25 protein-coding genes are annotated in these 24,905 nt (G+C 68.3%); 19 read left to right on the top strand and 6 right to left on the bottom strand.

Annotation, left to right across the window (positions count from 1 at the left end):
- The 12 genes from nuoH (at position 1) to J7495_RS04085 (ending at position 11,915) form a co-directional block, all read left to right on the top strand.
- The gene (gene nuoH, locus J7495_RS04140) at positions 1 to 1,086 is read left to right on the top strand and encodes an NADH-quinone oxidoreductase subunit NuoH (RefSeq protein ID WP_294054818.1); all 1,086 of its coding nucleotides are present in this window, start codon (positions 1 to 3) and stop codon (positions 1,084 to 1,086) included.
- Positions 1,083 to 1,571 carry a hypothetical protein gene (locus J7495_RS04135; RefSeq protein ID WP_294054817.1) on the top strand — a complete coding sequence of 163 codons (489 nt, stop codon included), beginning with the start codon at positions 1,083 to 1,085 and terminating at the stop codon, positions 1,569 to 1,571. Before nuoH ends, J7495_RS04135 begins: the two co-directional genes overlap by 4 nt.
- Entirely contained in the window at positions 1,568 to 2,053 is a 486-nt protein-coding gene (gene nuoI, locus J7495_RS04130) for an NADH-quinone oxidoreductase subunit NuoI (RefSeq protein ID WP_294054816.1), read from the top strand. The genes J7495_RS04135 and nuoI overlap by 4 nt, the downstream gene beginning before the upstream one ends.
- A gap of 147 nt (positions 2,054 to 2,200) precedes the next feature.
- Complete coding sequence (locus tag J7495_RS04125) at positions 2,201 to 2,812, top strand: NADH-quinone oxidoreductase subunit J (protein ID WP_294054815.1); 612 nt, start codon at positions 2,201 to 2,203, stop codon at positions 2,810 to 2,812.
- A gap of 102 nt (positions 2,813 to 2,914) precedes the next feature.
- Positions 2,915 to 3,220: an NADH-quinone oxidoreductase subunit NuoK gene (nuoK, locus tag J7495_RS04120; RefSeq protein WP_294054814.1), complete on the top strand. Its 306-nt coding sequence runs from the start codon at positions 2,915 to 2,917 to the stop codon at positions 3,218 to 3,220.
- A complete protein-coding gene (gene nuoL / locus J7495_RS04115; protein ID WP_294054813.1) occupies positions 3,217 to 5,283 on the top strand; it encodes an NADH-quinone oxidoreductase subunit L in 2,067 nt (688 codons plus the stop codon). Before nuoK ends, nuoL begins: the two co-directional genes overlap by 4 nt.
- The gene (locus tag J7495_RS04110; protein WP_294054812.1) at positions 5,280 to 6,827 is read left to right on the top strand and encodes an NADH-quinone oxidoreductase subunit M; all 1,548 of its coding nucleotides are present in this window, start codon (positions 5,280 to 5,282) and stop codon (positions 6,825 to 6,827) included. The genes nuoL and J7495_RS04110 overlap by 4 nt, the downstream gene beginning before the upstream one ends.
- Positions 6,827 to 8,272, top strand: a complete 1,446-nt coding sequence (gene nuoN / locus J7495_RS04105; protein WP_294054811.1) for an NADH-quinone oxidoreductase subunit NuoN — start codon at positions 6,827 to 6,829, stop codon at positions 8,270 to 8,272. The genes J7495_RS04110 and nuoN overlap by 1 nt, the downstream gene beginning before the upstream one ends.
- Positions 8,269 to 8,976, top strand: a complete 708-nt coding sequence (locus J7495_RS04100; RefSeq protein WP_294055059.1) for a biotin--[acetyl-CoA-carboxylase] ligase — start codon at positions 8,269 to 8,271, stop codon at positions 8,974 to 8,976. The genes nuoN and J7495_RS04100 overlap by 4 nt, the downstream gene beginning before the upstream one ends.
- Positions 8,977 to 8,987: 11 nt before the next feature.
- Positions 8,988 to 9,767: a type III pantothenate kinase gene (locus tag J7495_RS04095; RefSeq protein ID WP_294054810.1), complete on the top strand. Its 780-nt coding sequence runs from the start codon at positions 8,988 to 8,990 to the stop codon at positions 9,765 to 9,767.
- A 235-nt stretch (positions 9,768 to 10,002) separates the two neighbouring features.
- A complete protein-coding gene (locus tag J7495_RS04090; RefSeq protein WP_294054809.1) occupies positions 10,003 to 11,652 on the top strand; it encodes a ribonuclease J in 1,650 nt (549 codons plus the stop codon).
- Complete coding sequence (locus J7495_RS04085) at positions 11,649 to 11,915, top strand: DUF1467 family protein (RefSeq protein WP_294054808.1); 267 nt, start codon at positions 11,649 to 11,651, stop codon at positions 11,913 to 11,915. Before J7495_RS04090 ends, J7495_RS04085 begins: the two co-directional genes overlap by 4 nt.
- A gap of 109 nt (positions 11,916 to 12,024) precedes the next feature.
- Here the strand turns inward: J7495_RS04085 and J7495_RS04080 are convergent, their stop codons facing one another.
- Complete coding sequence (locus tag J7495_RS04080; RefSeq protein ID WP_294054807.1) at positions 12,025 to 14,349, bottom strand: hypothetical protein; 2,325 nt, start codon at positions 14,347 to 14,349, stop codon at positions 12,025 to 12,027.
- Positions 14,350 to 14,431: 82 nt separating this feature from the next.
- On the opposite strand from J7495_RS04080, the gene J7495_RS04075 reads away from it, so the two are divergent.
- Positions 14,432 to 14,725 carry an Hpt domain-containing protein gene (locus J7495_RS04075; RefSeq protein ID WP_294054806.1) on the top strand — a complete coding sequence of 98 codons (294 nt, stop codon included), beginning with the start codon at positions 14,432 to 14,434 and terminating at the stop codon, positions 14,723 to 14,725.
- A 146-nt stretch (positions 14,726 to 14,871) separates the two neighbouring features.
- Here the strand turns inward: J7495_RS04075 and J7495_RS04070 are convergent, their stop codons facing one another.
- Positions 14,872 to 15,870 (bottom strand): D-glycerate dehydrogenase, encoded by a 999-nt coding sequence (locus J7495_RS04070; protein ID WP_294054805.1) that lies wholly within the window; start codon positions 15,868 to 15,870, stop codon positions 14,872 to 14,874.
- A 100-nt stretch (positions 15,871 to 15,970) separates the two neighbouring features.
- Between J7495_RS04070 and J7495_RS04065 the strand changes: the two genes are divergently transcribed.
- Genes J7495_RS04065 through J7495_RS04050 form a run of 4 tightly spaced genes read left to right on the top strand, consistent with a single transcriptional unit; the run spans position 15,971 to position 18,911 of the window.
- On the top strand, positions 15,971 to 16,459 hold the full coding sequence (locus tag J7495_RS04065) for an SH3 domain-containing protein (RefSeq protein ID WP_294054804.1): 489 nt from the start codon (positions 15,971 to 15,973) through the stop codon (positions 16,457 to 16,459).
- A 37-nt stretch (positions 16,460 to 16,496) separates the two neighbouring features.
- Positions 16,497 to 16,754 carry a hypothetical protein gene (locus J7495_RS04060; protein WP_294054803.1) on the top strand — a complete coding sequence of 86 codons (258 nt, stop codon included), beginning with the start codon at positions 16,497 to 16,499 and terminating at the stop codon, positions 16,752 to 16,754.
- On the top strand, positions 16,744 to 17,496 hold the full coding sequence (locus J7495_RS04055; protein ID WP_294054802.1) for an A24 family peptidase: 753 nt from the start codon (positions 16,744 to 16,746) through the stop codon (positions 17,494 to 17,496). Before J7495_RS04060 ends, J7495_RS04055 begins: the two co-directional genes overlap by 11 nt.
- 8 nt (positions 17,497 to 17,504) lie before the next feature.
- Positions 17,505 to 18,911, top strand: a complete 1,407-nt coding sequence (locus J7495_RS04050) for a coniferyl aldehyde dehydrogenase (protein WP_294054801.1) — start codon at positions 17,505 to 17,507, stop codon at positions 18,909 to 18,911.
- A gap of 1 nt (position 18,912) precedes the next feature.
- Here J7495_RS04050 and J7495_RS04045 read toward each other — a convergent pair whose 3' ends face one another.
- The 4 genes from J7495_RS04045 to J7495_RS04030 all read right to left on the bottom strand — a co-directional run bounded on the left by J7495_RS04045 (position 18,913) and on the right by J7495_RS04030 (position 22,077).
- A complete protein-coding gene (locus J7495_RS04045) occupies positions 18,913 to 19,503 on the bottom strand; it encodes an urea carboxylase-associated family protein (RefSeq protein ID WP_294055057.1) in 591 nt (196 codons plus the stop codon).
- The gene (gene gntA / locus J7495_RS04040; protein WP_294054800.1) at positions 19,500 to 20,186 is read right to left on the bottom strand and encodes a guanitoxin biosynthesis heme-dependent pre-guanitoxin N-hydroxylase GntA; all 687 of its coding nucleotides are present in this window, start codon (positions 20,184 to 20,186) and stop codon (positions 19,500 to 19,502) included. The genes J7495_RS04045 and gntA overlap by 4 nt, the downstream gene beginning before the upstream one ends.
- 323 nt (positions 20,187 to 20,509) lie before the next feature.
- On the bottom strand, positions 20,510 to 21,742 hold the full coding sequence (locus J7495_RS04035; protein ID WP_294054799.1) for a sigma-70 family RNA polymerase sigma factor: 1,233 nt from the start codon (positions 21,740 to 21,742) through the stop codon (positions 20,510 to 20,512).
- Positions 21,739 to 22,077: a YciI family protein gene (locus J7495_RS04030; RefSeq protein WP_294054798.1), complete on the bottom strand. Its 339-nt coding sequence runs from the start codon at positions 22,075 to 22,077 to the stop codon at positions 21,739 to 21,741. The genes J7495_RS04035 and J7495_RS04030 overlap by 4 nt, the downstream gene beginning before the upstream one ends.
- Before the next feature lie 127 nt (positions 22,078 to 22,204).
- On the opposite strand from J7495_RS04030, the gene J7495_RS04025 reads away from it, so the two are divergent.
- The gene (locus J7495_RS04025; RefSeq protein WP_294054797.1) at positions 22,205 to 22,648 is read left to right on the top strand and encodes a MarR family transcriptional regulator; all 444 of its coding nucleotides are present in this window, start codon (positions 22,205 to 22,207) and stop codon (positions 22,646 to 22,648) included.
- 74 nt (positions 22,649 to 22,722) lie between these two features.
- A complete protein-coding gene (locus J7495_RS04020; RefSeq protein ID WP_294054796.1) occupies positions 22,723 to 24,858 on the top strand; it encodes a malate synthase G in 2,136 nt (711 codons plus the stop codon).
- Positions 24,859 to 24,905 lie beyond the last annotated feature (47 nt).

Below are 24,905 nucleotides of genomic sequence, written 5' to 3'. Positions count from 1 at the left end.
ATGACCTGGTGGTTCACCTATCTCCACCTCCCGTTCGAGCTGTCGTGGTTCCTCGCCACGATCGTCGACATCCTGCTGATCGCGCTGCCGCTGATGCTCGCGGTGGCGATGATCATCTATGCCGACCGCAAGATCTGGGCGGCGATGGCGCTGCGCCGCGGCCCCAACGTCGTCGGCCCCTTCGGCCTGCTCCAGAGCTTCGCGGACGGCCTCAAGGTCTTCCTGCAGGAGACGATCATCCCGTCGAGCGCGAACAAGGGCCTGTTCCTGATCGCGCCGATCATCACCTTCACCGTGGCGCTGATCGTCTGGGCCGTCGTGCCGTTCGGTGCGCTGTGGATCGACTGGCCGGTGATGGTGCTCTCGAACATCAACGTCGGGCTGCTCTACGTGCTCGCGGCGTCGTCGCTCGGCGTCTACGGCATCATCCTCGCGGGCTGGGCGTCGAACTCGAAATACCCCTTCTACTCGGCGATCCGTGCGGCGGCGCAGATGGTGAGCTACGAAGTCTCGATCGGCTTCGTGCTGATCTCGGTCGTGCTCTGGGCGGGCAGCTTCAACCTCGGCACGATCGTCGAGGCGCAGAAGGGCTATTACGGCCAGTATCTCGGCGGCTTCGGGATCAACGGCAATTTCGCCAACCCGCTGCTGTTCCCGATGGCGATCGTCTTCTTCATCTCGTCGCTCGCCGAGACGCAGCGCGCGCCCTTCGACCTGACCGAGGCCGAAAGCGAGCTCGTCGCGGGCTACCAGACCGAATATTCGTCGATGGCGTTCGCGCTCTACTGGCTGGGCGAATATGCCAACGTCATCCTAATGTGCACGCTCAACGCGACGCTGTTCTGGGGCGGCTACCTCCCGCCGTTCGACTGGGCGCCGCTCTACTATATCCCGGGCTTCGTCTGGCTGCTCGCCAAGATCGGCTTCTTCTTCTTCTGCTTCAGCTGGGTGAAGGCGACCGTGCCGAGGTACCGCTACGACCAGCTGATGCGGCTGGGCTGGAAGATCTTCCTGCCGCTGTCGCTGATCTTCGTGTTCGTCGTGTCCGGCTTCCTGATGTGGACGCGCGTGGGAGTGGCGGGGTGATCGGGTTAATTCTGCTCGCTTCATTGGTAGGTGCGGCAGCACCTCTCGCTGAACCCACCGTTGTGGCAACGTGCTATCTTCAGGATCAGAAGGCAGACCCCCAAGACTCGGACAAGCTGATACAATTTGGCCCCCAACGCCTCGTGGTTATTGCTTTCTCGAAGTCCTTGCCGGACGCGGAAGCGGTTGCGAAGGTCAGGCTGTACGACCCTACCAATATCTTTGAAGGAAAAAAGATAGGTGTAGTGAACCGCAAGGATGACGGTGGATTCGATGTCGCACTCGCTGGACCGGGAGTGCCGTATAATCGAATTCTTTCGGTCAAGGGCGGTCCTGAAGCAAAGCCTCTGATTGCTTACCTACTTCGCGCCGAACATGGTGCGATCGTAAGCACGATGGGGGGTGGCTGCTTTTATGTTGTGACCACCGATCCGGACGCCGAATGGCAAGAGAAGATTAAATTTCGGAGCTCGATAGACCAATGAACGTCGCCCAGCTCATCCGATCCTACACGCTGTGGGAATTCATCAAGGCGCATTGGCTGACCTTGAAGTATTTCTTCAAGCCCAAGGCGACGATCAACTATCCGTTCGAGAAGAACCCGATCTCGCCCCGCTTCCGCGGCGAGCATGCGCTGCGCCGCTATCCCAACGGCGAGGAGCGCTGCATCGCGTGCAAGCTGTGCGAGGCGATCTGCCCGGCGCTGGCGATCACGATCGAGGCCGAGCCGCGCGAGGACGGCAGCCGCCGCACCACGCGCTACGACATCGACATGACCAAGTGCATCTACTGCGGCCTCTGCCAGGAAGCCTGCCCGGTGGACGCGATCGTGGAGGGCCCGAACTTCGAATTCGCCACCGAGACGCGCGAGGAGCTGATCTACCAGAAGGAGAAGCTGCTCGAGAACGGCGACCGCTGGGAACGCGCGATCGCCGCGAACCTTGCCGCCGATGCGCCCTATCGTTAAGCGCGCCGCAACAGTGGGAACGCCGATGATTCTTCCTTTTTCCGTCATCCCGGCGAAAGCCGGGACCCAGCGTGCCGAGCGGCATGGCTGGGGGCTCTGGTTCCCGGCTTTCGCCGGGATGACGAGCATGAAGAACGGCGGGTCCGCATGATCCAGCTGCTCGCCTTCTATCTCTTCGCGATCGTGGTGTGCGTCTCGGGCGCCTTCACGATCCTGTCGCGCAATCCGGTGCATTCGGTGCTCTGGCTGATCCTCGCGTTCTTCAACGCCGCGGGGCTGATGCTGCTGGTCGGCGCCGAGTTCATCGCGATGCTGCTGGTGATCGTCTATGTCGGCGCGGTCGCGGTGCTCTTCCTGTTCGTCGTGATGATGCTCGACATCGACTTCGCCGAGCTGCGCGCCGGCGTCGCGCGCTATGCCGCGGTGGGCCTGCTGCTCGCGCTGGGGCTGGTCGCCGAGATCATCGTCGCGGTCGGCGCCTGGAGCGAGCGCGCGGTCGACATGAGCCGGCTGATCGCGCCGGTGCCGGGCGACAAGTCGAACATCGAAGCGCTCGGCGCGCTGCTCTACACGCGCTACCTGTATGTCTTCGAAGGCGCGGGGCTGGTGCTGCTGGTCGCGATGATCGGCGCGATCGTGCTCACCTATCGCAAGCGCGGCGACGTCAAGCCGCAGAACGTCGGCCGCCAGGTCAGCCGCCGCTCGAAGGACGCGGTCCGCAAGGTCGACGCGCCGGTGGGGCAGGGGGTGCAGCTGTGATCGCCTTCAGTATCGTCCACTGGCTCATCCTGTTGTTTGTGCTGGGCCTCTTCGGCGGAGCAATCTTCGTCGCCATCCGGCTCTTCGGCGGGAGGCGCTGAGATGATCACGTTGACGCATTATCTGGTCGTCTCGGCGATCCTCTTCGCCATGGGGGTGCTCGGCATCTTCATGAACCGCAAGAACCTGATCGTCGTGCTGATGGCGATCGAGCTCATCCTGCTGAGCGTGAACCTCAACCTCGTCGCTTTCTCGGCCTTCCTCCATGACCTCGTGGGCCAGGTGTTCGCGATGTTCGTGCTCACCGTCGCCGCAGGCGAGGCCGCGATCGGCCTGGCCATCCTCGTCATCTATTTCCGCGCCCGGGGCACGATCTCGGTCGACGACGTCAATCGGATGAAGGGATGAGCGCGCTACTCGTCATCGTCTTCGCGCCGCTGGTTGCGGCTGCGCTTGCCGGCCTCTCGAACAAGGCGTTCGGGAGCCTGCTGCCCAAGCTCGTCACCACGGGCGGGCTGTTCCTGTCGTGCGCGCTGAGCTGGCCTATCTTCCTGTCGTACATCGGCGGCACCGCCGAGCCGGCGGTCGTGCCGGTGCTCACCTGGATGAACTCGGGCACGCTCCACGTCGACTGGGCGCTGCGCGTCGACGCGCTCACCGCGGTGATGCTCGTGGTGGTGACCAGCGTCTCGGCGCTCGTCCACCTCTACAGCTGGAGCTACATGGAGGAGGACCCGGACCAGCCGCGGTTCTTCGCCTATCTCTCGCTGTTCACCTTCGCGATGTTGATGCTCGTGACCGCGGACAACCTCGTCCAGATGTTCTTCGGCTGGGAAGGCGTGGGCCTGGCGTCGTACCTGCTCATCGGCTTCTGGTTCCGGAAGCCCAGCGCCAATGCCGCGGCGATCAAGGCCTTCGTGGTGAACCGCGTCGGCGACCTTGGCTTCATGCTCGGCATCTTCGGCACCTATCTGGTGTTCCAGACCGTCTCGATCCCCGCGATCCTCGAGGCCGCGCCGCACATGGCGGGCTCGACGATCGGCTTCATGGGCCATCGCTGGGACACGATGACGATCCTCTGCCTGCTCTTGTTCCTCGGCGCGATGGGCAAGTCGGCGCAGCTGGGCCTCCACACCTGGTTGCCCGACGCGATGGAGGGCCCGACCCCGGTGTCGGCGCTGATCCACGCCGCGACGATGGTGACTGCGGGCGTGTTCATGGTCTGCCGCCTCTCGCCGATGTTCGAGACCAGCCATGTCGCGACTGGCGTGGTGACGTTCATCGGCGCCGCGACCTGCCTGTTCGCCGCGACGGTGGGCACCTGCCAGACCGACATCAAGCGCGTGATCGCCTATTCGACCTGTTCGCAGCTCGGCTACATGTTCTTCGCCGCCGGCGTCGGCGCGTACGGCGCGGCGATGTTCCACCTGTTCACCCACGCCTTCTTCAAGGCGCTGCTGTTCCTCGGCGCGGGCTCGGTGATCCATGCGATGCATCACGAGCAGGACATGCGCTATTACGGGGGCCTCAGGAAAAGCATCCCCGTGACCTTCTGGGCGATGATGGCGGGCACGCTCGCGATCACCGGCGTGGGGCTACCGGCAGTGTTCGGCAACCCGCTCGCGATCGGCTTCGCCGGCTTCCATTCGAAGGACGCGATCATCGAGGCGAGCTGGGCCGCGGGCTCCACCGGCGCCTTCTGGGTCGGCACCGCGGTGGCGCTGATCACCAGCTTCTATTCGTGGCGCCTGATGTTCCTCACTTTCTGGGGCAACCCGCGCTGGGCCGCGTCCGAGCACATCCAGCATGCGCTGCACGATCATGGCCATGACGAGGACGACGAAGCGCACGACCATCCGCACGAGCATCACGCTCCGGCGCATGCGCATGACGTCCATGAAGGCACCGGCGGCTATCATCCGCACGAGAGCCCCTGGCCGATGCTGGTGCCGCTGGTGCTGCTGTCGATCGGCGCGGTCGCCGCGGGCTTCGTCTTCCACGGCTATTTCATCGAGCCGAGCGCGGGCGAGGCCTATTGGAAGGGCGCCGTCGCGTTCAACGAGCATCTGATGCACTCGATGCACGAAGTGCCGCTGCTGGTGAAGCTCGCCGCGTCGTTCGCGATGCTCGGCGGGCTGGCGATCGCCTGGTTCGCCTACATCCGCTTCCCGGCCTTCCCGGCGGCCTTCGCCGAGAATTTCTCGGTGCTGTACCGCTTCCTGCTCAACAAATGGTATTTCGACGAGCTCTACAACTTCCTGTTCGTGAAGCCTGCCTTCGCGATCGGCCGCCTCTTCTGGAAGGGCGGGGATGAGGGCACGATCGACCGCTTCGGGCCCAACGGGTCGGCGCGTCTCGTCCAATGGGGCAGTGCCGCCGCCGTCCGTCTCCAGTCGGGATATGTCTACGCCTATGCCTTCGTCATGCTGATCGGCCTCACTGCCGCGCTCACCTGGGCGATCGCGGGATGAGCGAGATGCTTCACTCCATCCCCATCCTCTCGATCCTGCTCGCGATCCCTGCGGCGGCGGCGGTGCTCTGCCTGTTCGTGGGCAAGGAGACCGCGCGCTGGGTGGCGCTGATCGCCACCTTGGTCGATTTCGCCCTGGGCGTGCTGCTCTGGATCGCGTTCGACCAGGGCGCCGGCGCCGCGCAGTGGCAGTTCGTCGAGAACAGGCAAGTCTTCGGCAACTTCGGCTGGGCGCTCGGCATCGACGGCTTCGCGCTGCTGCTCATCGAGCTCAGCGTCTTCCTGATGCCGATCTGCATCCTCGCGAGCTGGAAGGCGATCGAGGACCGCGTGCCGGAGTATATGGCGGCGTTCCTGATCACCGAAGTGCTGATGATCGGCACCTTCGCGGCGCAGGACCTGCTGCTCTTCTACGTCTTCTTCGAGGCCGGCCTGATCCCGATGTACCTGATCATCGGCATCTGGGGCGGCGCGAACCGGATCTACGCGAGCTACAAATTCTTCCTCTACACGCTGCTCGGCTCGGTGCTGATGCTGATCGCGATCCTGTACATGATCGGGACCGCGCACACGACGAGCATCCCGACGCTGATGGCGTACGACTTCCCGCCGCACGTGCAGAGCTGGCTGTGGCTGGCCTTCTTCGCGAGCTTCGCGGTGAAGATGCCGATGTGGCCGGTCCACACCTGGCTTCCCGACGCGCACGTCCAGGCGCCGACCGCGGGCTCGGTGATCCTGGCGGGCGTGCTGCTGAAGCTCGGCGGCTACGGCTTCCTCAGGTTCTCGCTGCCGATGTTCCCCGAGGCCTCGGCGCAGTTCGTGTGGCTGATGTTCGGCCTCTCGGCGGTCGCGGTGATCTACACCAGCCTCGTCGCGCTGGTGCAGAGCGACATGAAGAAGCTGATCGCCTATTCGTCGGTCGCGCACATGGCGATCGTGACGATCGGCCTGTTCGCATTCAACCGCCAGGGCATCGAAGGCGCGATGATGGTGATGCTGGGCCACGGCCTGGTCTCGGGCGCGCTGTTCCTGTGCGTGGGCGTGATCTACGATCGCCTCCACACCCGCGAGATCGACCGTTACGGCGGCCTCGCGATCAACATGCCGCGCTATGCCGCGCTGTTCATGCTCTTCACCATGGCCTCGGTGGGCCTGCCGGGCACGAGCAACTTCGTCGGCGAGTTCCTGAGCCTTGCGGGCACCTATCAGGTCTCGACCACGATCACCTTCCTCTGCACCACCGGCATCATCCTGGGCGCTGCGTACATGCTCTACCTCTATCGCCGCGTCGTGTTCGGCGACCTCACCAAGGACGATGTCCGCGCGATGCCCGACCTCGACGCGCGCGAGCTGGCGATCCTAGCCTCGATCGCCGCGGCGGTGCTGTGGATGGGCGTGTATCCCGAGAGCTTCCTCAGCCCGATGCGCGCCGATGTCGGCCGGCTCGTCGAGCGGCTCGACCGCGCCAAGCCCGCCGGGGATTCGCTGCCGACGCCGGGCAAGGCTGCCCCGGCGCAGCACGCCGTGCACGGGGAGGCGCACTGATGGACTACGCCACCCAAGTCTACCTCGTCCTCCCCGAGCTGGTGCTCGGCGCGGGCGCGCTGCTCCTCATGCTGATCGCCGCCTGGGGCGGCCAGGCCTCGACCAGGGCCGTCAGCTTCGTCTCGGTGCTCGTGCTGATCGGCGCCGGTATCGCGCTGCTCGGGCCGGCCTCGTCGGGCGCAGTCGCGTTCGACGGGCTGTACAAGGCCGATGCCTTCGCGGCCTTCGCCAAGGTGGTGATCTTCGCCGCCGCAGGCGCCTCGATCCTGATCGCGCCGCGCTTCTTCGAGCGGACCTCGGGCGAGGACCTTCGCCCCGAATATCCGGTGCTGATCCTGCTCGCCTCGGCGGGCATGGGGATGATGGTCTCCGCGACCGACCTGCTGACGCTCTACGTCGGGCTCGAGCTCCAGAGCCTCGCGGCCTATGTGCTCGCGAGCTTCATGCGCCGCGACACGCGCTCGGCCGAAGCGGGGTTGAAGTATTTCGTGCTCGGCGCGCTGGCGAGCGGCATCCTGCTCTACGGCATCAGCCTGGTCTACGGCTTCAGCGGCACCACCCAGTTCGACGGCATCTCGGCGGCCTATGCCGGAGGCAAGTCGACCGGTCTGCTGTTCGGGCTGGTGTTCGTCTTCGCCGGCCTCGCGTTCAAGATCAGCGCGGTGCCCTTCCACATGTGGACGCCCGACGTCTACGAAGGCGCGCCCACCCCGGTGACCACCTATTTCGCCACCGCGCCCAAGATGGCGGCAATGGCGATGGCGGTGCGCGTCGCGATCGAGGCGATGGGCCCGGCGGTCGACCAGTGGCGCCAGATCGTCGTCTTCGCGGCGCTCGCGTCGATCCTGCTCGGCGCGTTCGGCGCGATCGGGCAGAAGAGCTTCAAGCGGCTGCTTGCGTACTCGTCGATCAACAACGTCGGCTTCGCGCTGATCGGGCTCGCCGCGGGCAGCCAGGCGGGCGTGGCGAGCGTGCTGCTCTACATGACGATCTACGTCATCATGACTGGCGGCTGCTTCCTGATCGTGCTCCAGATGCGCGACGCGGCAGGCAACCAGGTCGAGACGCTCGACAGCCTTGCGGGCATGTCGCGGACGCGGCCGGGGCTCGCGCTGGCGCTGGCGATCTTCATGTTCTCGCTCGCTGGCATTCCGCCGCTGCTCGGCTTCTTCGCCAAGCTGGCAGTGTTCAACGCTGCGGTCGACGCGCGGCTGTTCTGGCTCGCGACGATCGGCATCGTCGGCTCGGTGCCCGGCGCCTTCTACTATCTCAGCGTGATCAAGCGCATGTATTTCGACAAGCCGGCGCCTGCCTTCGAGGGCAGGCCGGGGCTGGTCGAAGGCGCGCTCATCCTCGCGACGGCAGTGGCGATCTCGCCGGTCGGCATGTTCGCGCTCGCGGCGCTGAACGGCTGGACCGTCAAAGCGGCGGGCTCGCTGTTCTGAGCGGGCCGGTCCGCACCGTCGCCGAGACGGGCTCGACCAATGCCGACATGCTGGAACTCGCGCGCAGCGGCGCGGCCGAAGGGCTGTGGCTGCGCGCCGAGCGCCAGACAGCGGGGCGGGGTCGGCAGGGTCGCGACTGGGAGTCGCCCGCAGGCAATCTCTATGCCTCGACGCTGGTGCGCGTGCGCGACGGCGAGCCCCCCGCGGCGACGCTCGCGCTGGTCGCCGCGGTGGCGCTCGACGAGACGGTGCGGCTGTTCGCGCCCGAACTGCCGCTCAGCCTCAAATGGCCCAACGACCTGATGGTGAACGGCGCCAAGCTCTCGGGCATATTGCTCGAGCGCGCGGGCGACGGGGTGGTCGTCGGCTTCGGGGTCAACCTCGCGCATCACCCCGAGGGAATGCTCCGCGCCACCACCAGCATCGCCGCACATGCTCCCGCGCCCGATGCGCAGGTCTTCGCCGAGGCGCTGGCGGAAGTGTTCGCGCGCTGGCTCTCGCGCTGGCGCGAGGGTATCGCGCCGGTGCGCGAGCGCTGGCTCGCCCGGGCGCACCCGCGCGGCACTGCGCTCACCGCCCGCCTCTCCGACGGCAACAGCGTCGACGGGCTGTTCGAGGGGCTCGACTCGCAGGGCGCGCTCATCCTGCGCTTGGCCGGCGGCGAAACGCGTGCCATTCACGCGGGCGACGTGTTCCTCCTTTGAGAGTAAGTTCGATGCTGCTCGCGATCGATGCCGGCAACACCAACGTCGTCTTCGCGCTGGTGGAAGAGGGGCAGATCCGCGCGCGCTGGCGGATCGCCACCGACCCGCGCCGCACCGCCGACGAATATGCCGTTTGGCTGAGCCAGCTGCTCCAGCTCGAGGGGCTCGACCGGTCGGTGGTGAGCGCCGTGATCGTCGGCACGGTGGTGCCGCGCGCGCTCCACAACCTCCAGGTGCTCAGCAGCAAGTATTTCGGCACCGAAGCCGTGATCGCCGGGCAGGGCGCGGCGGGCTGGGGCTTCGCGCTCGACGTCGAGGAGCCCGAGAGCCTGGGTGCCGACCGCGCGCTCAACTGCATCGCCGGCCACGCCAAATATCCCGGCGACCTGGTCATCATCGACTTCGGCACCGCGACGACCTTCGAAGTGGTCGACTATCGCGGCGCCTACAAGGGCGGGATCATCGCGCCGGGGATCAACCTGTCGCTCGACGCGCTGGTGACCGCCGCCGCCAAGCTGCCGCGCATCGCGATCGAGGCGCCGGCGAGCAGCAGCGTAATCGGGCGCAACACGGTCGATCAGATGCACATCGGCATCTACTGGGGCTATGTCGCGATGATCGAGGGGCTGACCCGGCGGCTGAAGGCCGAGCTGGGCCGGCCGAGCCAGGTGGTCGCCACCGGCGGTCTCGCGGTGCTGTTCGAGAAGCACACCGACGTGTTCGACGCGATCGAGCCCGACCTCACCATCCAGGGCCTGGCGATGCTGTGGGAGCGGGTGCGGGGCGGGTAGGCGGTTCGCGCTTCCGAGTCGCGCCCTTCGGGCCCGCCAAGAGTCACAAGAGTCACGACCCGTCGCGGCGATTTCGATGTCCGGCCCCCGCCGGGTTCAAAGAGCGGCCGGATTGCTCCAGCCGCGCCAGCCAAGCAGGCCAAATCCTACATTGCAAGCCAGGCCACTCCGGCGTCGCCCATTCCCAATTCCCCCAAGCCTTTCGCCGCGCCCGCCATTGGTGCATAGGCAGGCGGTGACTCCCGGAAACGAACTCCTCTTCCTCGCGCTCGGCGGCTCGGGCGAGATCGGCATGAACGTCAATCTCTACGGCTGCCGCGGCAAATGGCTGATGGTCGACTGCGGCATCAGCTTCGGCGGCCCGGACTATCCCGGCATCGACGTGATCCTGCCCGACCTCCAGTTCATCGAGGAGCATCTCGACGACCTGCTCGGCATCGTCCTCACCCATGGCCATGAGGACCATATCGGTGCGCTGCCCTATCTCGCCGCCGACCTCGACGTGCCGCTCTATGCGACGCCGTTCACCGCCGGGCTGATCCGCGGCAAGCTCGAAGAGGAGGGGATCGAGGACCAGATCGAGCTCAACGTGATCGAGGAGGAGGGCGATTTCGCGCTCGGCCCCTTCACGATCCGCTACGTGCCGCTCGCGCATTCGATCCCCGAGGGCAATGCGGTGCTGATCGGCACGCCCTATGGCAACGTCTTCCACACCGGCGACTGGAAGCTCGACGACGCGCCGCAGCTCGGCGAGCCCTCGACCGCCGAGGAACTGAGCGCGATCGGCGATGCGGGGGTGCTCGCGCTGGTCTGCGATTCGACCAATGTGTTCAACCCCGAGGCGTCGGGGTCCGAGGGCGAGGTCCGCAAGGGGCTCGACGCAGTGATCGCGGGGGCGAAGGGGAGGGTGCTCGTCACCACCTTCGCGTCGAACGCGGCGCGGCTCCAGACCCTCGGCCAGGCGGCGGCGGACACCGGGCGCGAGCTTTGCGTCGCCGGGCGCAGCCTCGACCGGATCCTGCGCGTCGCCAAGCAGAGCGGCTACCTTCGCGACTTCCCCGACACGATCGACTTCGAGACGGCGATGACGCTGCCGCCGGGCCGCGTGATGATCGTCGCGACCGGCGGGCAGGGCGAGCCGCGCGCCGCGCTCGCGCGGATCGCCGAGGGGACGCATCCGCTCAAGCTGCACCAGGGCGACCTCGTCGTCTTCTCCTCGCGGCAGATCCCGGGGAACGAGATCGCGATCGGGCGGATCATGAATGCGCTCGCCGACAAGGGCTGCGACATCGTCACCGATCGCCAGGCCTTCGTCCATGTCTCGGGGCATCCGGGGCGGCCCGAGCTCGCGGCGATGTACCGCTGGATCCGGCCCGAGATCCTGGTGCCGGTGCACGGCGAGATCCGCCACATGCACGAGCAGGCGCGCTTCGGGCTGGCGCAGGGCGTGCCGCATGCGGTGACCCAGGTGAACGGCGAAATCGTTCGGCTCGCGCCGGGCGGGCCCGAGAAGCTGGGCTTTGCGCATGCCGGGCGGCTGGTGCTCGACGGCGACGTGATCCTGCCGGCCGACGGCGCGACGATCAACGAGCGGCGGCGCGTGGCGCTCTATGGCCAGATCTCGGTCGCGGTGGCGATTGATGCCAAGGATCGGCTGCTCGGCGTCCCGCAAGTGCGCGTGCAGGGCGTGCCGGTCGAGGAGGATCGCGACCGGTTCCTCGAGGAAGCGGCCGAGGCGGCGGCGGTGGTGGTGCGCGGCGGCGCCAAGGACGAGGACGCGCTGCGCGAGGCGCTGCGGCTCGGCGTGCGCCGGGTGGCGACGCGATACACGGGCAAGAAGCCGGTGGTCGACGTGCTGATCGTCCGCGTGGAGGGCGCGGCATGAACTGGAAGTCGGCGATCGCGATCTATGTGCTGATCTGGGCGCTGTCGCTGTTCACCGTGCTCCCCTTCGGCGTGCGGACCGCGCAGGAAGCCGGGGCCGAGCTCGTCCCCGGCCAGGCCGAGAGCGCGCCGCACCAGTTCGACGCCAGGCGGATTGCGATCCGCACGACGATCGTCTCCGGGGTGATCTTCGCGCTCTTCCTGCTGAATTATGTCGAGGGCTGGGTGACGGTGGATATGGTCAACCGGTGGTTCCATGGTTGAACCCACCAACCGTCATCCCGGCGAAAGCCTGGACCCGGGGTTGCAGAGGACATCGCCCGTGACTCCTGGGCCCCGGCTTTCGCCGGGATGACGACTGAGGTCCGAAAGCCTAAGTCCGCAGCCGCTCGATCGCCTGGGCGAGCGCGACGTAGAGCTTGCCCATGTCCGACGACAGCAGCGTCACGCCCATCGCCGAGCCATCGCGCAGCGCGAGGACCTGGCGGAGCATGCCCTCGAAGTCGTGGATGTAGCGGTTGACGTTGTCGCGGAAGACTTCGTTCTCATTGTACAGCCGATGGACGTCGCGCGCTTCGCCCGGATCGAGCAGGCGTACCGCGCGGCGGGTGAAGACGCCGCGGTCGCCGCGGAGGTAGGCTGCCCAGGCGCTGTCGGTGACTTCGGTCGAGAAGGCCTTGGCGATGTCGATCGCCGAGGAGTTCATCGCCTCGATCAGCAGCGTCACGCGGCGCGAGAAATGATCTGCGTCGGTGCGCTCATGCTCGGCGCGGGCGTGGCTGACCTGCTCGTCGAGCTGCGCGGTGGCTTCGGCGAGCGCGGCCATCTGGCGGGTCAGCCGTTCCGAGGCACCCGCCGCGGCAGTGACCGCGGCCTCGGAGGCGTCGACCATCTCGGCGAGCTGCCTGGCCAGCGCGGCATCGACTGCGCGGCCGATCGCGGCGCCGCTGGCTTCCTCGATCGCCGCCGAGGCCTGGGGCACCAGCCCCGCGAGCGTGCTTCGAGCATGTTCCGCAGCCGTGGTCGAGGTCTCGCGGATGCGGAGCAGCGCGTCGACCAGCTGGGGCGCCGCGTCATCCGAGAAGCGGCGTGTCGTGCTGATCGCATCGTCGACGATCTTCTCGAGCTCGTCGGCCTTCTCGCGCCCGCTGGCGAGCGTCTCGAGCAGCGATTCCTGCGTCTTGGCGAGCGTGTCGCGCTGCTGGCGGACCACCTCGGCGATCGCTTCGATCGCTTCGTGGGTGCTCGTCGCGGCGGTGACCAGCGCGAGCAGCTCGGGCTTGCTCGCCGCGACGACCTCGCGGCTGGCGTTGATCCGCGCGTCGAGCCGGTCGAGCGCGGCGGGAAGCGTCTCGTCGATCTCGCGGACCGACGCGTCGAGCGCCGTGAGCAGGTCCTCCGAGGTGCGGATCACCTTGGAGGCATTGCCTTCGCCGCTGGTGAGCGCGGTGCTCATCGCCTGGAAGCTGCTCTCGAGCGCGCTCATCGAGCCCGCCAGCTCCTGCGTGCGCGTCATGCCCATCGCATGGACGACGGCAAGCTCGCGATCGAAGCGCGTGACGCCTTCGGAAATCTCCGCGAACAGCCCCTCGCTGCGCCCGCGCTCCTCGCCGAGCCGCGACGAGATGCGCGTGATCGCTTCCTCGATCATCGCGATCCGCTCGCCCAGCGCATCGGCGCTGTCCTTGCCGGCGCGGTCGAGCGCGGCCTGGTTGGCGCTGAGCATCGCGAGGATCGCCTCGCCCTGGGTGGCGATGCCCTTGCGCGCTTCGTCGACCGCGCCCGCGGCGCGATCGAGCACGCCGTCGACTGCCTGCGACATCTGGCCGGTGACTTCCTCGAGCCGCGACGCCGCGGTCTCGCTGGTCGCTTCCATCCGCGCGATGTGCGCGGCGAGCCGTTCGGCGGCACCGCCGGCGATCGCATCGGCCTCGCGCCCGCGCTCGCCGAGCGCGACGAGCTGGGCATCGAGCGAGGCGGCGCGCTGGCTGGCGGCGAGGCCGGACGATTCCAGCTGCGCGGCCATGGCGTGGAGCTCGGCGTTGGCCTTGGGCAGCGAGTTGAGCACGATCGAGAGGTTGGTCTGCGCCTGGTCGATGCGCTGGCCCATCGTCTGGGCGCTGACGTCGATCGCGCGGCTCTGCTCGGCCATGGTCGCGGCGGCGGAGGCGAGGCGGCTGTGCGCGCTCTCTCCCATCGCCATCAGTTCGGCGGCGTGGTGCGAGAGGGCGGTGCGGTTGTGCTCGAGCTGGGCGGCGAGCGCGGCGACGCGGGCCTCCAGCGCCGATGCTTCGGCGCGCATCCGGCGCGCGGTGGCGCCGAAGCGGCTCGCCTCGGCGCGGCTGGTGCGCAGCGCGAGGAGATAGACGATGCCGATCAGCGCGGGCGGCACGCACAGCGCCGCGACCAGCTGGACCGTGGCGATCGGATCGCTGAGGCGGCTCGCCTGGTCGCGCAGCAGCCAGCCCATCGCGCCCAGCCAGCCGGCCACGCCGAGGATCGCCGCGGCGGGCAGCAGCCAACGCAAGCGGCGGCCCTCGGTCTCTTCGGCCTCTTCCTCGGCCACGCGATCGGCGCCCAGCGCTTCCAGGATCCGGGCGGGCGCCAGCGGCTGCTCGGTGGTGGTTTCGAGCAGCAGCTCCTCCGCTTCGCCGTCGTGCGGCGCGAGCAGGCTCTCAGCCTTCTTTCCCCTTGTCATGACGCGTGTTTACCACAATTCACCGTGTCTCCAACCTTCCGTAGAAACCACGTGTTAACCCTCGTTAGTTTAGCTTTAAGCCATGGCCTATGATCCGGGTGCAATCGATGCGACGCTGGCGGCAGCGGTGGGTGACGAGCCCGCGCTGATCGCCGAGCTGCGCGAGGCGTTCCTCGACGGCGTGAAGCGCTGCCTCGAAGCGATGAAATCGGCGGACACGCCCGATGCCTGGAGCGCCGCGGCGCTGCGGCTCAAGGGGCTTTCGGCGAGCTTCGGCGCGGTGCGGCTGATGGCGCTCGCGGGCGAAGCCGCGACGGGCCAGGCGCACGACAACCAGGTGCTGCGCCGGCTGCACCGGGCGATCGAGCGGCTCTGACGCCCAGCTACCCATAATTCCAAACCGTCATCCCGGCGAAAGCCGGGACCCAGGAGTCACGGGCGACGTCGCTCGCTGCCCTGGGTCCCGGCTTTCGCCGGGATGACGGTTGTGGATATGGGGCGACGAAAGGCTACGGCCGAAGGCTAGAGCCACCCCTCCAGCACCTGGTCCGGCGGGCGGTGGCCGTCCGCCCAGACGCGGATGTTGGTGATCACCTTCGCGCCCATCGCCTCGCGGCCCTCGAAGGTCGCCGAGCCGAGGTGGGGCAGCAGCACGACATTGTCGAGGCCGACCAGGCGCGGGTCGATCGCGGGCTCGCCGGCATAGACGTCGAGCCCCGCGCCCGCGATGCGGCGCTCGGCGAGCGCGGCGGCCATGGCGTCGGGATCGACGACTTCGCCGCGCGCGGTGTTGATCAGCCAGCCCTCGGGGCCGAGCAGGTCGAGGCGGCGGGCGTCGATCAGCCCCTGGGTCTCGGCGGTGTGCGGGCTGTGGATCGTCAGGATGTCGACCGCGGCGAGCATCGAATCGAGGTCCTCGTGCCAGGTCGCGCCGAGCTGGTGCTCGAGCACTTCGGCGATGCGGTGGCGGTTGTGGTAATGGATCTGGAGCCCGAAGGCGCGCGCCCTCAGCGCCACTGCCTGGCCGATCCGGCCCATGCCGAGGATTCCGAGCTTCCTGCCGCCGATCCGGTGGCCGCGCATGCCGGTGGGCGACCAGCCGGTCCACTGGCCCGCGCGCACCAGCTTGTCGCCCTCGACCAGTCGCCTCGGCGTGGCGAGGATCAGCGCCATCGCCATGTCGGCGGTGTCCTCGGTGAGCACGCCCGGCGTGTTGGTGACGACGATCCGGCGCGCGCGTGCGGCCTGGAGGTCGATATGGCCGACGCCCGCGCCGTAATTGGCGATGAGGCGGAGGCGTTCGCCAGCGCCTTCGATCAGCGCGGCGTCGATCCGGTCGGTGACGGTGGGGACGAACACGTCGGTATCGGCCATCGCCGCCGCGAGCGCGTCGCGGCTCATCGGCGCGTCGCTGGTATTGGGGAGCGTGTCGAACAGCTCGGCCATGCGCGCCTCGGTTGCCGAGGGGAGCGTGCGAGTCACGACCACCTTGGGACGCGAGGGGCGCGGTTCCTTTGCCATCGTCTTCGGGCTTGGCCGCGCCGCGCGTGACAGTCAACGGGTTGAAGCGGGACGCGGCATCGGGTTAGATCGCCGCCGCGGCTCCAACCAAGAGGACAGGATGGGTTTCGGCAGGGCACTCGCCATGGGCGTGCTGGCATTGGGCGCTACCGCGCTCGTGCTCGGCGAGGCCTGGGCGCAGCGGACGCCGCCCTATTTCGCGTCGATCTCGGTCAGCAAGGCGCGGATGCGCACCGGCCCCGGGCGGCAGTACCCGGCGACCTGGCTCTATCAGCGCGAGGACCTGCCGGTGAAGGTCGTCGCCGTCTACAACGAGTGGCGCAAGATCGAGGACCCTGACGGCACCCAGGGCTGGATGCAGGTCAACATGCTGAGCGACGCGCGCACCGCGATGGTGAAGGGCACGATCGTCGAGATGCGCGCGGCACCGCGGTTCAATTCGCGGGTGAGCTGGCGCGCGGCGCCGGGCGTGGTGGGGCGGATCAGCCAATGCACCAACGGCTGGTGCTATCTCGACGTCCACGGCCGCGGCGGTTTCGTCGAACAGTCGCATATCTGGGGCGTCGACCAGAACGAGACGCTGCACTGAGCGTTGGAGCGCTTCCGATCCAGCGCCCGAGGACTGCATGACTCTCATCACGATGCTCAAATGGTTCGCCTCGATCAGCGGCGTGAGCGCAGCGCTGATGGTGTCGCTCGATCTCGGACGGCGCGTGACCGGCTGGGGGTTCGCGATCTTCGTCGCCTCGAGCCTCGCCTGGATCGCCGGCGCGCTGATGGCGAGCGACGAGCCGCTCTGGTCGCAGAACCTCGTGCTGTTCGGGATCAACTGCTTCGGCGTCTATCGCTACCTGATCCGCAAGAAGCCCGTGCATGGCGGCTAGCTGGCCCTGGGTCGCGTTGCTGGGGGTGCTGGGGCTGGTCTTCGGCAGCTTCATCGCGACGGTGGCGATCCGCTGGCCCGAGGGGCGCTCGCCGTTCTCGGGCCGCTCGGCGTGCGACGGGTGCGGCCGGACGCTGAAGCCGATCGAGCTGGTGCCGGTGCTGAGCTTCCTCGCGTTGCGCGGGCGGTGCGGGACGTGCGGGGCGCGGATCGCGCGGAGCCATCTTGCGATCGAGCTGCTCGGCGGGGCGATCGGGGTGCTGTCGGGGTTGATGGGGCCGGAGGGCGCGGCGCTGGCGATTTGCGGCTGGCTGCTGCTCGCGCTCGGTGCGCTCGACCTTGCCGCCCTCTGGCTGCCCAACGAGCTGACCGGCGCGCTGGCCTTGACCGGGATCGGCGCAGGGCTGCTCGGGCTGGGGCCGACGCTCGAGGTGCGGCTGATCGGCCTCGCCGCGGGGTTCGGCTCGCTGTGGCTTGTCGCGTCGCTCTACCGGCGGCTGCGCGGGCGCGAGGGGCTGGGCGGCGGCGATCCCAAGCTGTTCGGCGCGATCGGCGCCTGGATCGGGTGGGAGGGGCTCGCCTATGTGCTGCTCGCCGCCAGCCTGCTCGGCTTGCTGACAGTGATGTTATTAAGGCTTGGCGGACGGCGCCTGGGGATGCAGGATCGCTTGCCGCTGGGGGTGTTCCTGGCAGCCGCCGCCTGGCCGCTGCTCTGGCTGAGCACCTGGGGGGGCGGAGTATAGGAGAGACGATGCGCGAGATCCTCGACCGCCAGCGGGCGGCGTTCATGGCGGAGCTCCCGGTGAGCCTGGGGGTGCGCAAGGACCGGCTGAAGCGCGCGGCGGCGATGGTCTCGGACCATGCGGCGCGCTTCTGCGATGCGCTGAGCGAGGATTTCGGTCACCGCAGCCGCGAACAGTCGATGATTGCCGACATCGCCGCCTCGGTCGCGCCGCTGAAGCACGCGCTCCGCCATGTCGACCGCTGGGCGAGGGCCGAGCGCAAGCCGCTGACCTTCCCGCTCGGGCTGCTCGGCGCGAGGGGCGAGGTCGAGTACCAGCCCAAGGGCGTGGTCGGCGTGATCGCGCCGTGGAACTTCCCGGTGAACCTGGTGGTGAGCCCGCTCGCCGGCGTGTTCGCCGCTGGCAATCGCGCGATGGTCAAGACCAGCGAATATACGCCGGTGGTCGCTGCGCTGTTCGAGGAACTGGCGCCCAAATATTTCGCCGAGGAGGAACTGGCGTTCGTCAGCGGCGGGCCCGAGGAAGGCAAGGCCTTCGCCGAGCTGCCGTTCGACCATCTCCTTTTCACCGGCGCGACGGGGATTGCGAAGCATATCCTCCACGCCGCGGCGGACAATCTCGTGCCGGTGACGCTCGAGCTCGGCGGCAAGTCGCCGGTGGTGGTCGGCCGTTCGGCGGATCTCGGGCGGGCCACCGAGCGGGTCGCGATCGGCAAGATGATGAACGCCGGGCAGATCTGCCTCGCGCCCGACTATATGCTCGTGCCCTCGGAGAAGGAGCCCGAAGTGGTCGAGGGGCTGATCGGCGCAGCCTCGCGTATGTACCCGAGCCTGCTCGCCAACCCCGATTACACCGCGGTGATCAACGACCGGCATTTTGCCCGGCTCACCGAATGGATCGACGATGCCCGCGCCAAGGGCGCCGAGGTCATCCAGGTCAATCCGGCGAACGAGGATTTCTCGGCTTCCAACGCGCGCAAGATGCCGCTCCACATCATCCGCAACGCCACCGACGAGATGACGGTGATGCAGGAGGAGATCTTCGGCCCCGTGCTGCCCGTGCGACGCTATGATGCGATCGACGAGGCGATCGGCGAAGTGAACCGCCGCGACCGGCCGCTCGCGCTCTATTATTTCGGCAGCGACGAGGCCGAGCGCCGCCGCGTGCTCGACCGGACGATCTCGGGAGGCGCGACGGTCAACGACGTGATCTTCCACGTCAGCCAGGAGGAGTTGCCCTTCGGCGGGATCGGCCCGTCGGGGATGGGCGCCTATCACGGCGAGGTCGGCTTCCGCACCTTCAGCCACGCGCGCTCGGTCTATCGCCAGCCATTGCTCGACGTGCACGCGCTCGCCGGGCTCAAGCCGCCCTATGGCAAGGCGACATGGCGGGCGATCGCGCGGCAGATGAAGTGAGTCAGCCGCGCTCAATCCGATAGTGGATCGGCTTGAAGCTGCCGCCGTTCGAATCGGGCGCCGAGCAGGCGGTGAGGCCGATCACGAGGTCCATCGCGGCGCGCAGCGCGATATGGTCGCCGGCCTTGCTGATCGGCGGGAGGACACGGAGCTTCCCCGTCTCGCCATCGACCGGCACGTTCATGAAGCAGTTGAACGCCACCGGAATCGCGTCCGGCTTGACCCCATAGGGCGCGAGCGCCTCCGCCAGATTGCCGAAGCAGCCGCGGTGCGGCGGCAGGTCGGGGTAGAAATGGTGGAAGGTGTCGACCGAGCAGGGCGTCAGCAGGAAATCGTGCCGGCCCACGCTGTCCGAGACGATCTCGAGCATCGCGTTCGATCGGTTCGAATAGAGGCTATGGCCGGTGGTGAGGCGGATCGTCTCTGCATAGTCGAGCGTGCGGCCCGAGGAGATGACTTCGCCCAGGTCGGCCGCGTTGAACGCCAGCAGGTCGGCGACCTGCTCGCCCCGCGGGTCGATCACCACCAGCGTGTCGCCCTTCGCGAGCTCGAAGGCGGTGCCGCTGCGCTCGGGGATGACGTGCGTGTCTATCGGTCGTCTCCGGCATAGTGGAAAGGGCAGCGCCAGTCGGCATCGACGACGCGCCCGCTGTACTGGCGCGCCTCGCTCGCTTCGCCGTGGCGCGCGAGCATCGGGTTGCGCGACCCGGCCAGTGCTTCGTCGCGGGTGAGGATCTTCTCGCGCATCCCCTCATATTTGCCTTCCTCGCGCAACCGCTCGAACTGGTCGTGGAGGTTGAACACCAGCGCGGGCCGCTCGAACCGTCGTGCCGGCCGGCTGGCATGGGGGTGGAGCCCGACGATGAAGAAGGCTTCACCGCCGAAGCTCAGCGAGAAATGCGGGCTGTCAGGGTCGGGGCTGACACGCGAGTCATAGGCCTGGCCGCGCCAGCGGTCCTTGTCCGAGAGCGACTGGACGCGCGCCCAGAGCGCGGCTTCGAACGCGCGCTCGTCCAGGTCCAGCGGGCCTTCGAAGATCACCGCGAAGCTGCGGAACAGCCCGGGATCGTCGCGATACCCCTGGGCGAATCGCAGCAGCGCGTCGTGGATGCGCACGTCATCCCACGCGCTGTCGATCCGGTCGCAGGCGAGTACGTCCAGCGTGCCGCGGGCGAGCGCGGCCTTGGCCCCGACGCACGGGAAGTCGCGCGCGGCGACGTGGTCGAACAGGAGCGCCTGCAGCGTCGCCTGCGCCTGATGTGTCCAAGGAAACATGGGATACCAAAGGCTTGTGAACGGTCTCGCACGTTCTACGCACGGATGTTCGAGCCGGTTCCGAAGCAAGGCGAAAGCGGAAGCCCGGCCGGGGCCATGGGGGGATATGCCCCGGCCAGAGCTTCCGCGACGCGCTCCCCGCTGTGGGGGGAGGGAGGGGAGCGCGATCCAATCCCGAAATAAAAAAGGGCCGCCCGAAGGCGGCCTTGAAAAGTTTTAGGAGAGGATGCCTGAAAGGCACGATCTTTGTGCGCCGCAGCAGCATTTGTTGCAAGTGCGAATGTTACCGGTATCATTGCAAAAACTGCAATCGTTAATTTCCCCTACGGAAAGCTGGCGTCGACCGCGTCACGACGGGCTTTCAACCAACGCCATTCGGCATTGTCGGGATCGAGCGAAAGCGCCGCGTCATAGGCCTGGATCGCCGACTCGGCGAGACCGAGTCGCGCGAGCAGGTCGGCGCGGACGGCGTGATAGGGGAGGTAGCCGGCAAGGCCGGGCAGGTCGAGCGCGTCGACTTCCTCGAGCGCAGCCGCTGGACCGCAGATTTCCGCCATTGCGACTGCGCGGTTGAGCCGGACGAGGGCATCATCGCGCCGAGCGAGCAGGGCGTCGTAGAGCGCCAGCACCGCGGGCCAGGGCGCGGGTCGGGCGAGGCTGGGGCGGGCGCACCATTCGGCGTGGATCATCGCCTGGAGCAGCCGCGGCGTGATGCGGCGAAGTTCCAACGCCTGCGCGAGATAGCGCTGGCCCGCAGCAATCCGTGCAGCATCCCATCGCGCCGGGTCCTGTTCGGCGAGCGGGACCATTGCGCCGCTTGCATCCGTGCGCGCGGGCCGGCGCGCCTCGGCGAAGCGGACGGTGGCGGCCAGCGCGAGCACGTCGCGCTCGCGCGGCAGCATCGCGGCGAGCGCCTCGGTGATGCCGAGCATCTCCTCCGCATAGCCGGCGTGGCGCCCGGTGCCGCCGCCGTCGGCATGCGCGCGGGCATAGGCGATCTCGAGCGTCGCGAGCACCGACTCGAGCCGCTCGGCCCAGGCCTCGGGTCCCGGCACTTCGAACGGGATCCCCGCCGCGGCGATCTTGCGCTTGGCGCGGACGAGCCGCTGGGCGATCGTCGGCTCGGGGGAGAGGAAGGCCGCGGCGATCTCGCGCGTCTCCAGTCCGCAGACCAGCCGCAGCGTCAGCGCCGCGCGCGAATCGGGCGCGATCGCGGGGTGGCAGCAGGTGAACACCAGCCGCAGCCGCTCGTCGGGGATGATTTGGTCGTCGGCCATCAGCCGCCGCTCCTCGGCATCGGGCTCGAGCTCGGGCGGCGGCAGCTCGGCAGCCTCGCGCACCCGGCGTCGGCGCAGCGCATCGAGTGCGATCCGCTCGGCGGTGCGGTAGAGCCACGCCGCCGGGTCGCGCGGCGGCGCATGCTCCCAGGCGGCGGCGGCGCGTGCGCAGGCTTCGGCGAAGCTCTCCTCGGCGAGATCGAGGTCGCGGAAGCGCGCGGCGAGCGCGGCGATCACGCGCCCGCTCGCCTCGCGCGCCGCCCGGGCGAGCGGCGTCACTTGACCAGCAGGGGCCGTACCTCGACCGAGCCCTCACCACGGATCGGCACGCGCTTCGCGATCGCCAGCGCCGCGTCGAGATCGGGAACGTCGACCAGATAATAGCCGCCGAGTTGCTCGCGCGTCTCGGCGAAGGGACCGTCGTGGATCGACTTGGCGCCGTCGCGCGCGGTGCGCACCGTGGTCGCGGCGCTGGTCATCACCAGCCCGCTGCCGCCCTTGAATACCTCGCCGAGCTCGCCGACCAGCGCCATGTGCTGGCGCGTGATCTCGGTGATCACCGACTGATCCTCGAACTCGCGTTCGTCCTCGTAGATCAGGAGCATGTACTTCATCGAATATTCCTTCGCGCTGCGGCCGCTGGATTGCGATCGTACCGCGGAGACGCGCCGCCCGCGCCCGAATCGACAGCAACCAAGAATTTTTTTGCGCGATCGGCGCGAAGCGGCCACATCGGGCGCGATGACCACGCTCAAGCTCGACCAGTTCCTGCCCTATCGTCTCTCGATCGCGTCCAACGCCGTGTCCGACGCGATCGCCACCGCCTATCGCACGCTCTTCGGCCTGCGCATCCCCGAGTGGCGGCTGATCGCGGTGCTCGCCGAGGATGGCGCGATGAGCCAGCAGGCGCTGTGCGGGCGGACGCGGATGGACAAGGTGACCGTGAGCCGCGCCGCGATCGCGCTGGTCGAGCGCGGGCTGATCGCGCGCGGCGCCAATCCGGGCGACCAGCGCTCGCACCTGCTCGAGCTGAGCAAGGCGGGCTGGGCGCTGTACGAGCAGGTCGCGCCCAAGGCGATCGAGCTCGAGCAGCGCATCTTCGCCGGGATGGACGCCGAGGAAGTCGCGCGCTTCCGTGCCATGCTCGAACGGCTCGAGCAGGCGGCGGGCGCGCTGGAGGCTTGATCGGCGGGGCGGTCCTCGTCTAGGCCGGGCAGGCCCTCCCCAGGCGTTCGAGTTGAAGCCCGAGGAGTCAGTACATGTCCCTTTCCGTCCAGACCGCCGAAGTCTCGTCCCTCAACCGGGCCGGGCTGACCGTGGCCGAGCCGCTCGCGCGCTTCCTCGAGGAACGCGTGCTGCCGGGCCTTGCGATCGATGCGGACGGCTTCTGGCGGGGCGTGGCGGCGATCTTCGGCCGGTTCGCGCCGGAGAACCGCGCGCTGCTCGCCCGGCGCGACGCGCTGCAGGAAGCGATCGACGCGTGGTGCGAAGCCGATCCGGCGCGTGCCGCCGATCCTTCCGCGCAGGAAGCGTTCCTGCGTGAGATCGGCTATCTCGTGCCCGAGCCCGCGCCCTTCGCGATCGGCACTGGGAACGTCGACGCCGAGATCGCGACGATGGCGGGGCCGCAACTGGTCGTGCCCGTGCTCAACGCGCGCTTCGTGCTCAATGCCGCCAATGCGCGCTGGGGGAGCCTCTACGACGCGCTCTACGGCACCGATGCGCTGCCCGGCGCAGCGAAGCCGGGCGGCTATGATCCCGAGCGCGGCGCGCAGGTGATCGCGTTCGCCAAGACCTTCCTCGACCAGGCCGTGCCGCTCGCCGGGATTGGCTGGGCCGACTGGACGGGCGGCGACCTGCCGCTCGCCGATCCGGCGCAGTTCGTGGCGAGCCGCGGGGAGTCGCTGCTGTTCCGCCACCATGGCCTGCACGTCGAGGTCGTGATCGATCGCTCGCACCCGATCGGCCGCGACGATCCTGCGGGCATCGCCGACGTGCTGCTCGAATCGGCGCTGACCGCGATCGTCGACCTCGAGGATTCGGTCGCCGCGGTCGATGCGGAGGACAAGGTCGCGGCCTATGCCAATTGGCTCGGGCTGATGCGGGGCGACCTCGAGGAGACCTTCGACAAGGGCGGCCGCGCGATGACGCGGCGGATGAACGCGGATCGGCTCTACGACCTGCCGGACGGCGGCGAGCTGAAGCTCCCCGGCCGCTCGCTGCTGTTCGTGCGCAACGTCGGCCACCTCATGACCACGCCCGCGCTGCTGCTCGACGACGGCGGCGAGGCGCCCGAGGGCATCCTCGATGCGATCGTCACCAGCCTGATCGCGATGTACGACCTGCGCGCGCTGGGCGATGTTCGCGACATTCGCAACAGCCGCTCGGGCAGCGTCTACATCGTCAAGCCCAAGATGCACGGCCCCGGGGAGGCCGGCTTCACCAACCGGCTGTTCGACGCGGTCGAGGACCTGCTCGGCCTCGCGCGCCACACGATCAAGGTCGGCGTGATGGACGAGGAGCGGCGCACCTCGGCCAATCTCGCGGCGTGCATCGAAGCGGTGAAGGACCGGATCGTGTTCATCAACACCGGCTTCCTCGATCGCACCGGCGACGAGATCCGCACCAGCATGCGCGCCGGCCCGATGATCCCCAAGGGCGAGATGAAGGCGGCGAGCTGGATCTCGGCCTATGAGGACCGCAACGTCCGCATCGGGCTCGCCTGTGGCCTCTCGGGCAAGGCGCAGATCGGCAAGGGCATGTGGGCCGCGCCCGACCGGATGGCGGACATGCTTGCCCAGAAGGTGGCGCATCCGAGGAGCGGCGCGAACACCGCCTGGGTGCCGTCGCCCACCGCGGCGACTCTCCACGCGATGCACTATCACCAGGTCGACGTCTTCGCGCGGCAGAAGGAGATCGCCGGCGAGGCGGTGCCGGGGCTGGCCCCGCTGCTCACCATCCCCGTCACGCGCGGGCGCAACTGGAGCACGGAAGACGTCGCGCGCGAGCTCGACAACAATGCCCAGGGCATCCTCGGCTATGTCGTGCGCTGGGTCGATCAGGGCGTCGGCTGCTCGAAGGTGCCCGACATCCACGACGTCGGGCTGATGGAGGACCGCGCGACCCTGCGCATCTCGTCGCAGCACATGGCGAACTGGATGCTCCACGGCGTGGCGAGCGCGGCGGACGTCGAGGCGGCGCTGAAGCGCATGGCCGCGAAGGTCGATGCGCAGAATGCCGGCGATCCGCTCTACCGGCCGATGGCGGGCAACGAAGCGACCAGCCTCGCATACCAGGCGGCGCGCGCGCTGGTGTTCGAAGGCGTCGAACAGCCCAACGGCTATACCGAGCCGCTGCTCCACCGGTTCCGTGCACGGGTGAAGGCGCGGGATTGACGCTTTCCCTTCCGTTCCGGGGCACCGCCGCCTAGGCGTCCACCCTT

Source organism: Sphingomonas sp. (assembly GCF_017745215.1).
Taxonomy (GTDB): domain Bacteria; phylum Pseudomonadota; class Alphaproteobacteria; order Sphingomonadales; family Sphingomonadaceae; genus Sphingomonas.
This window is presented reverse-complemented; position numbering and strand designations above follow the sequence as displayed.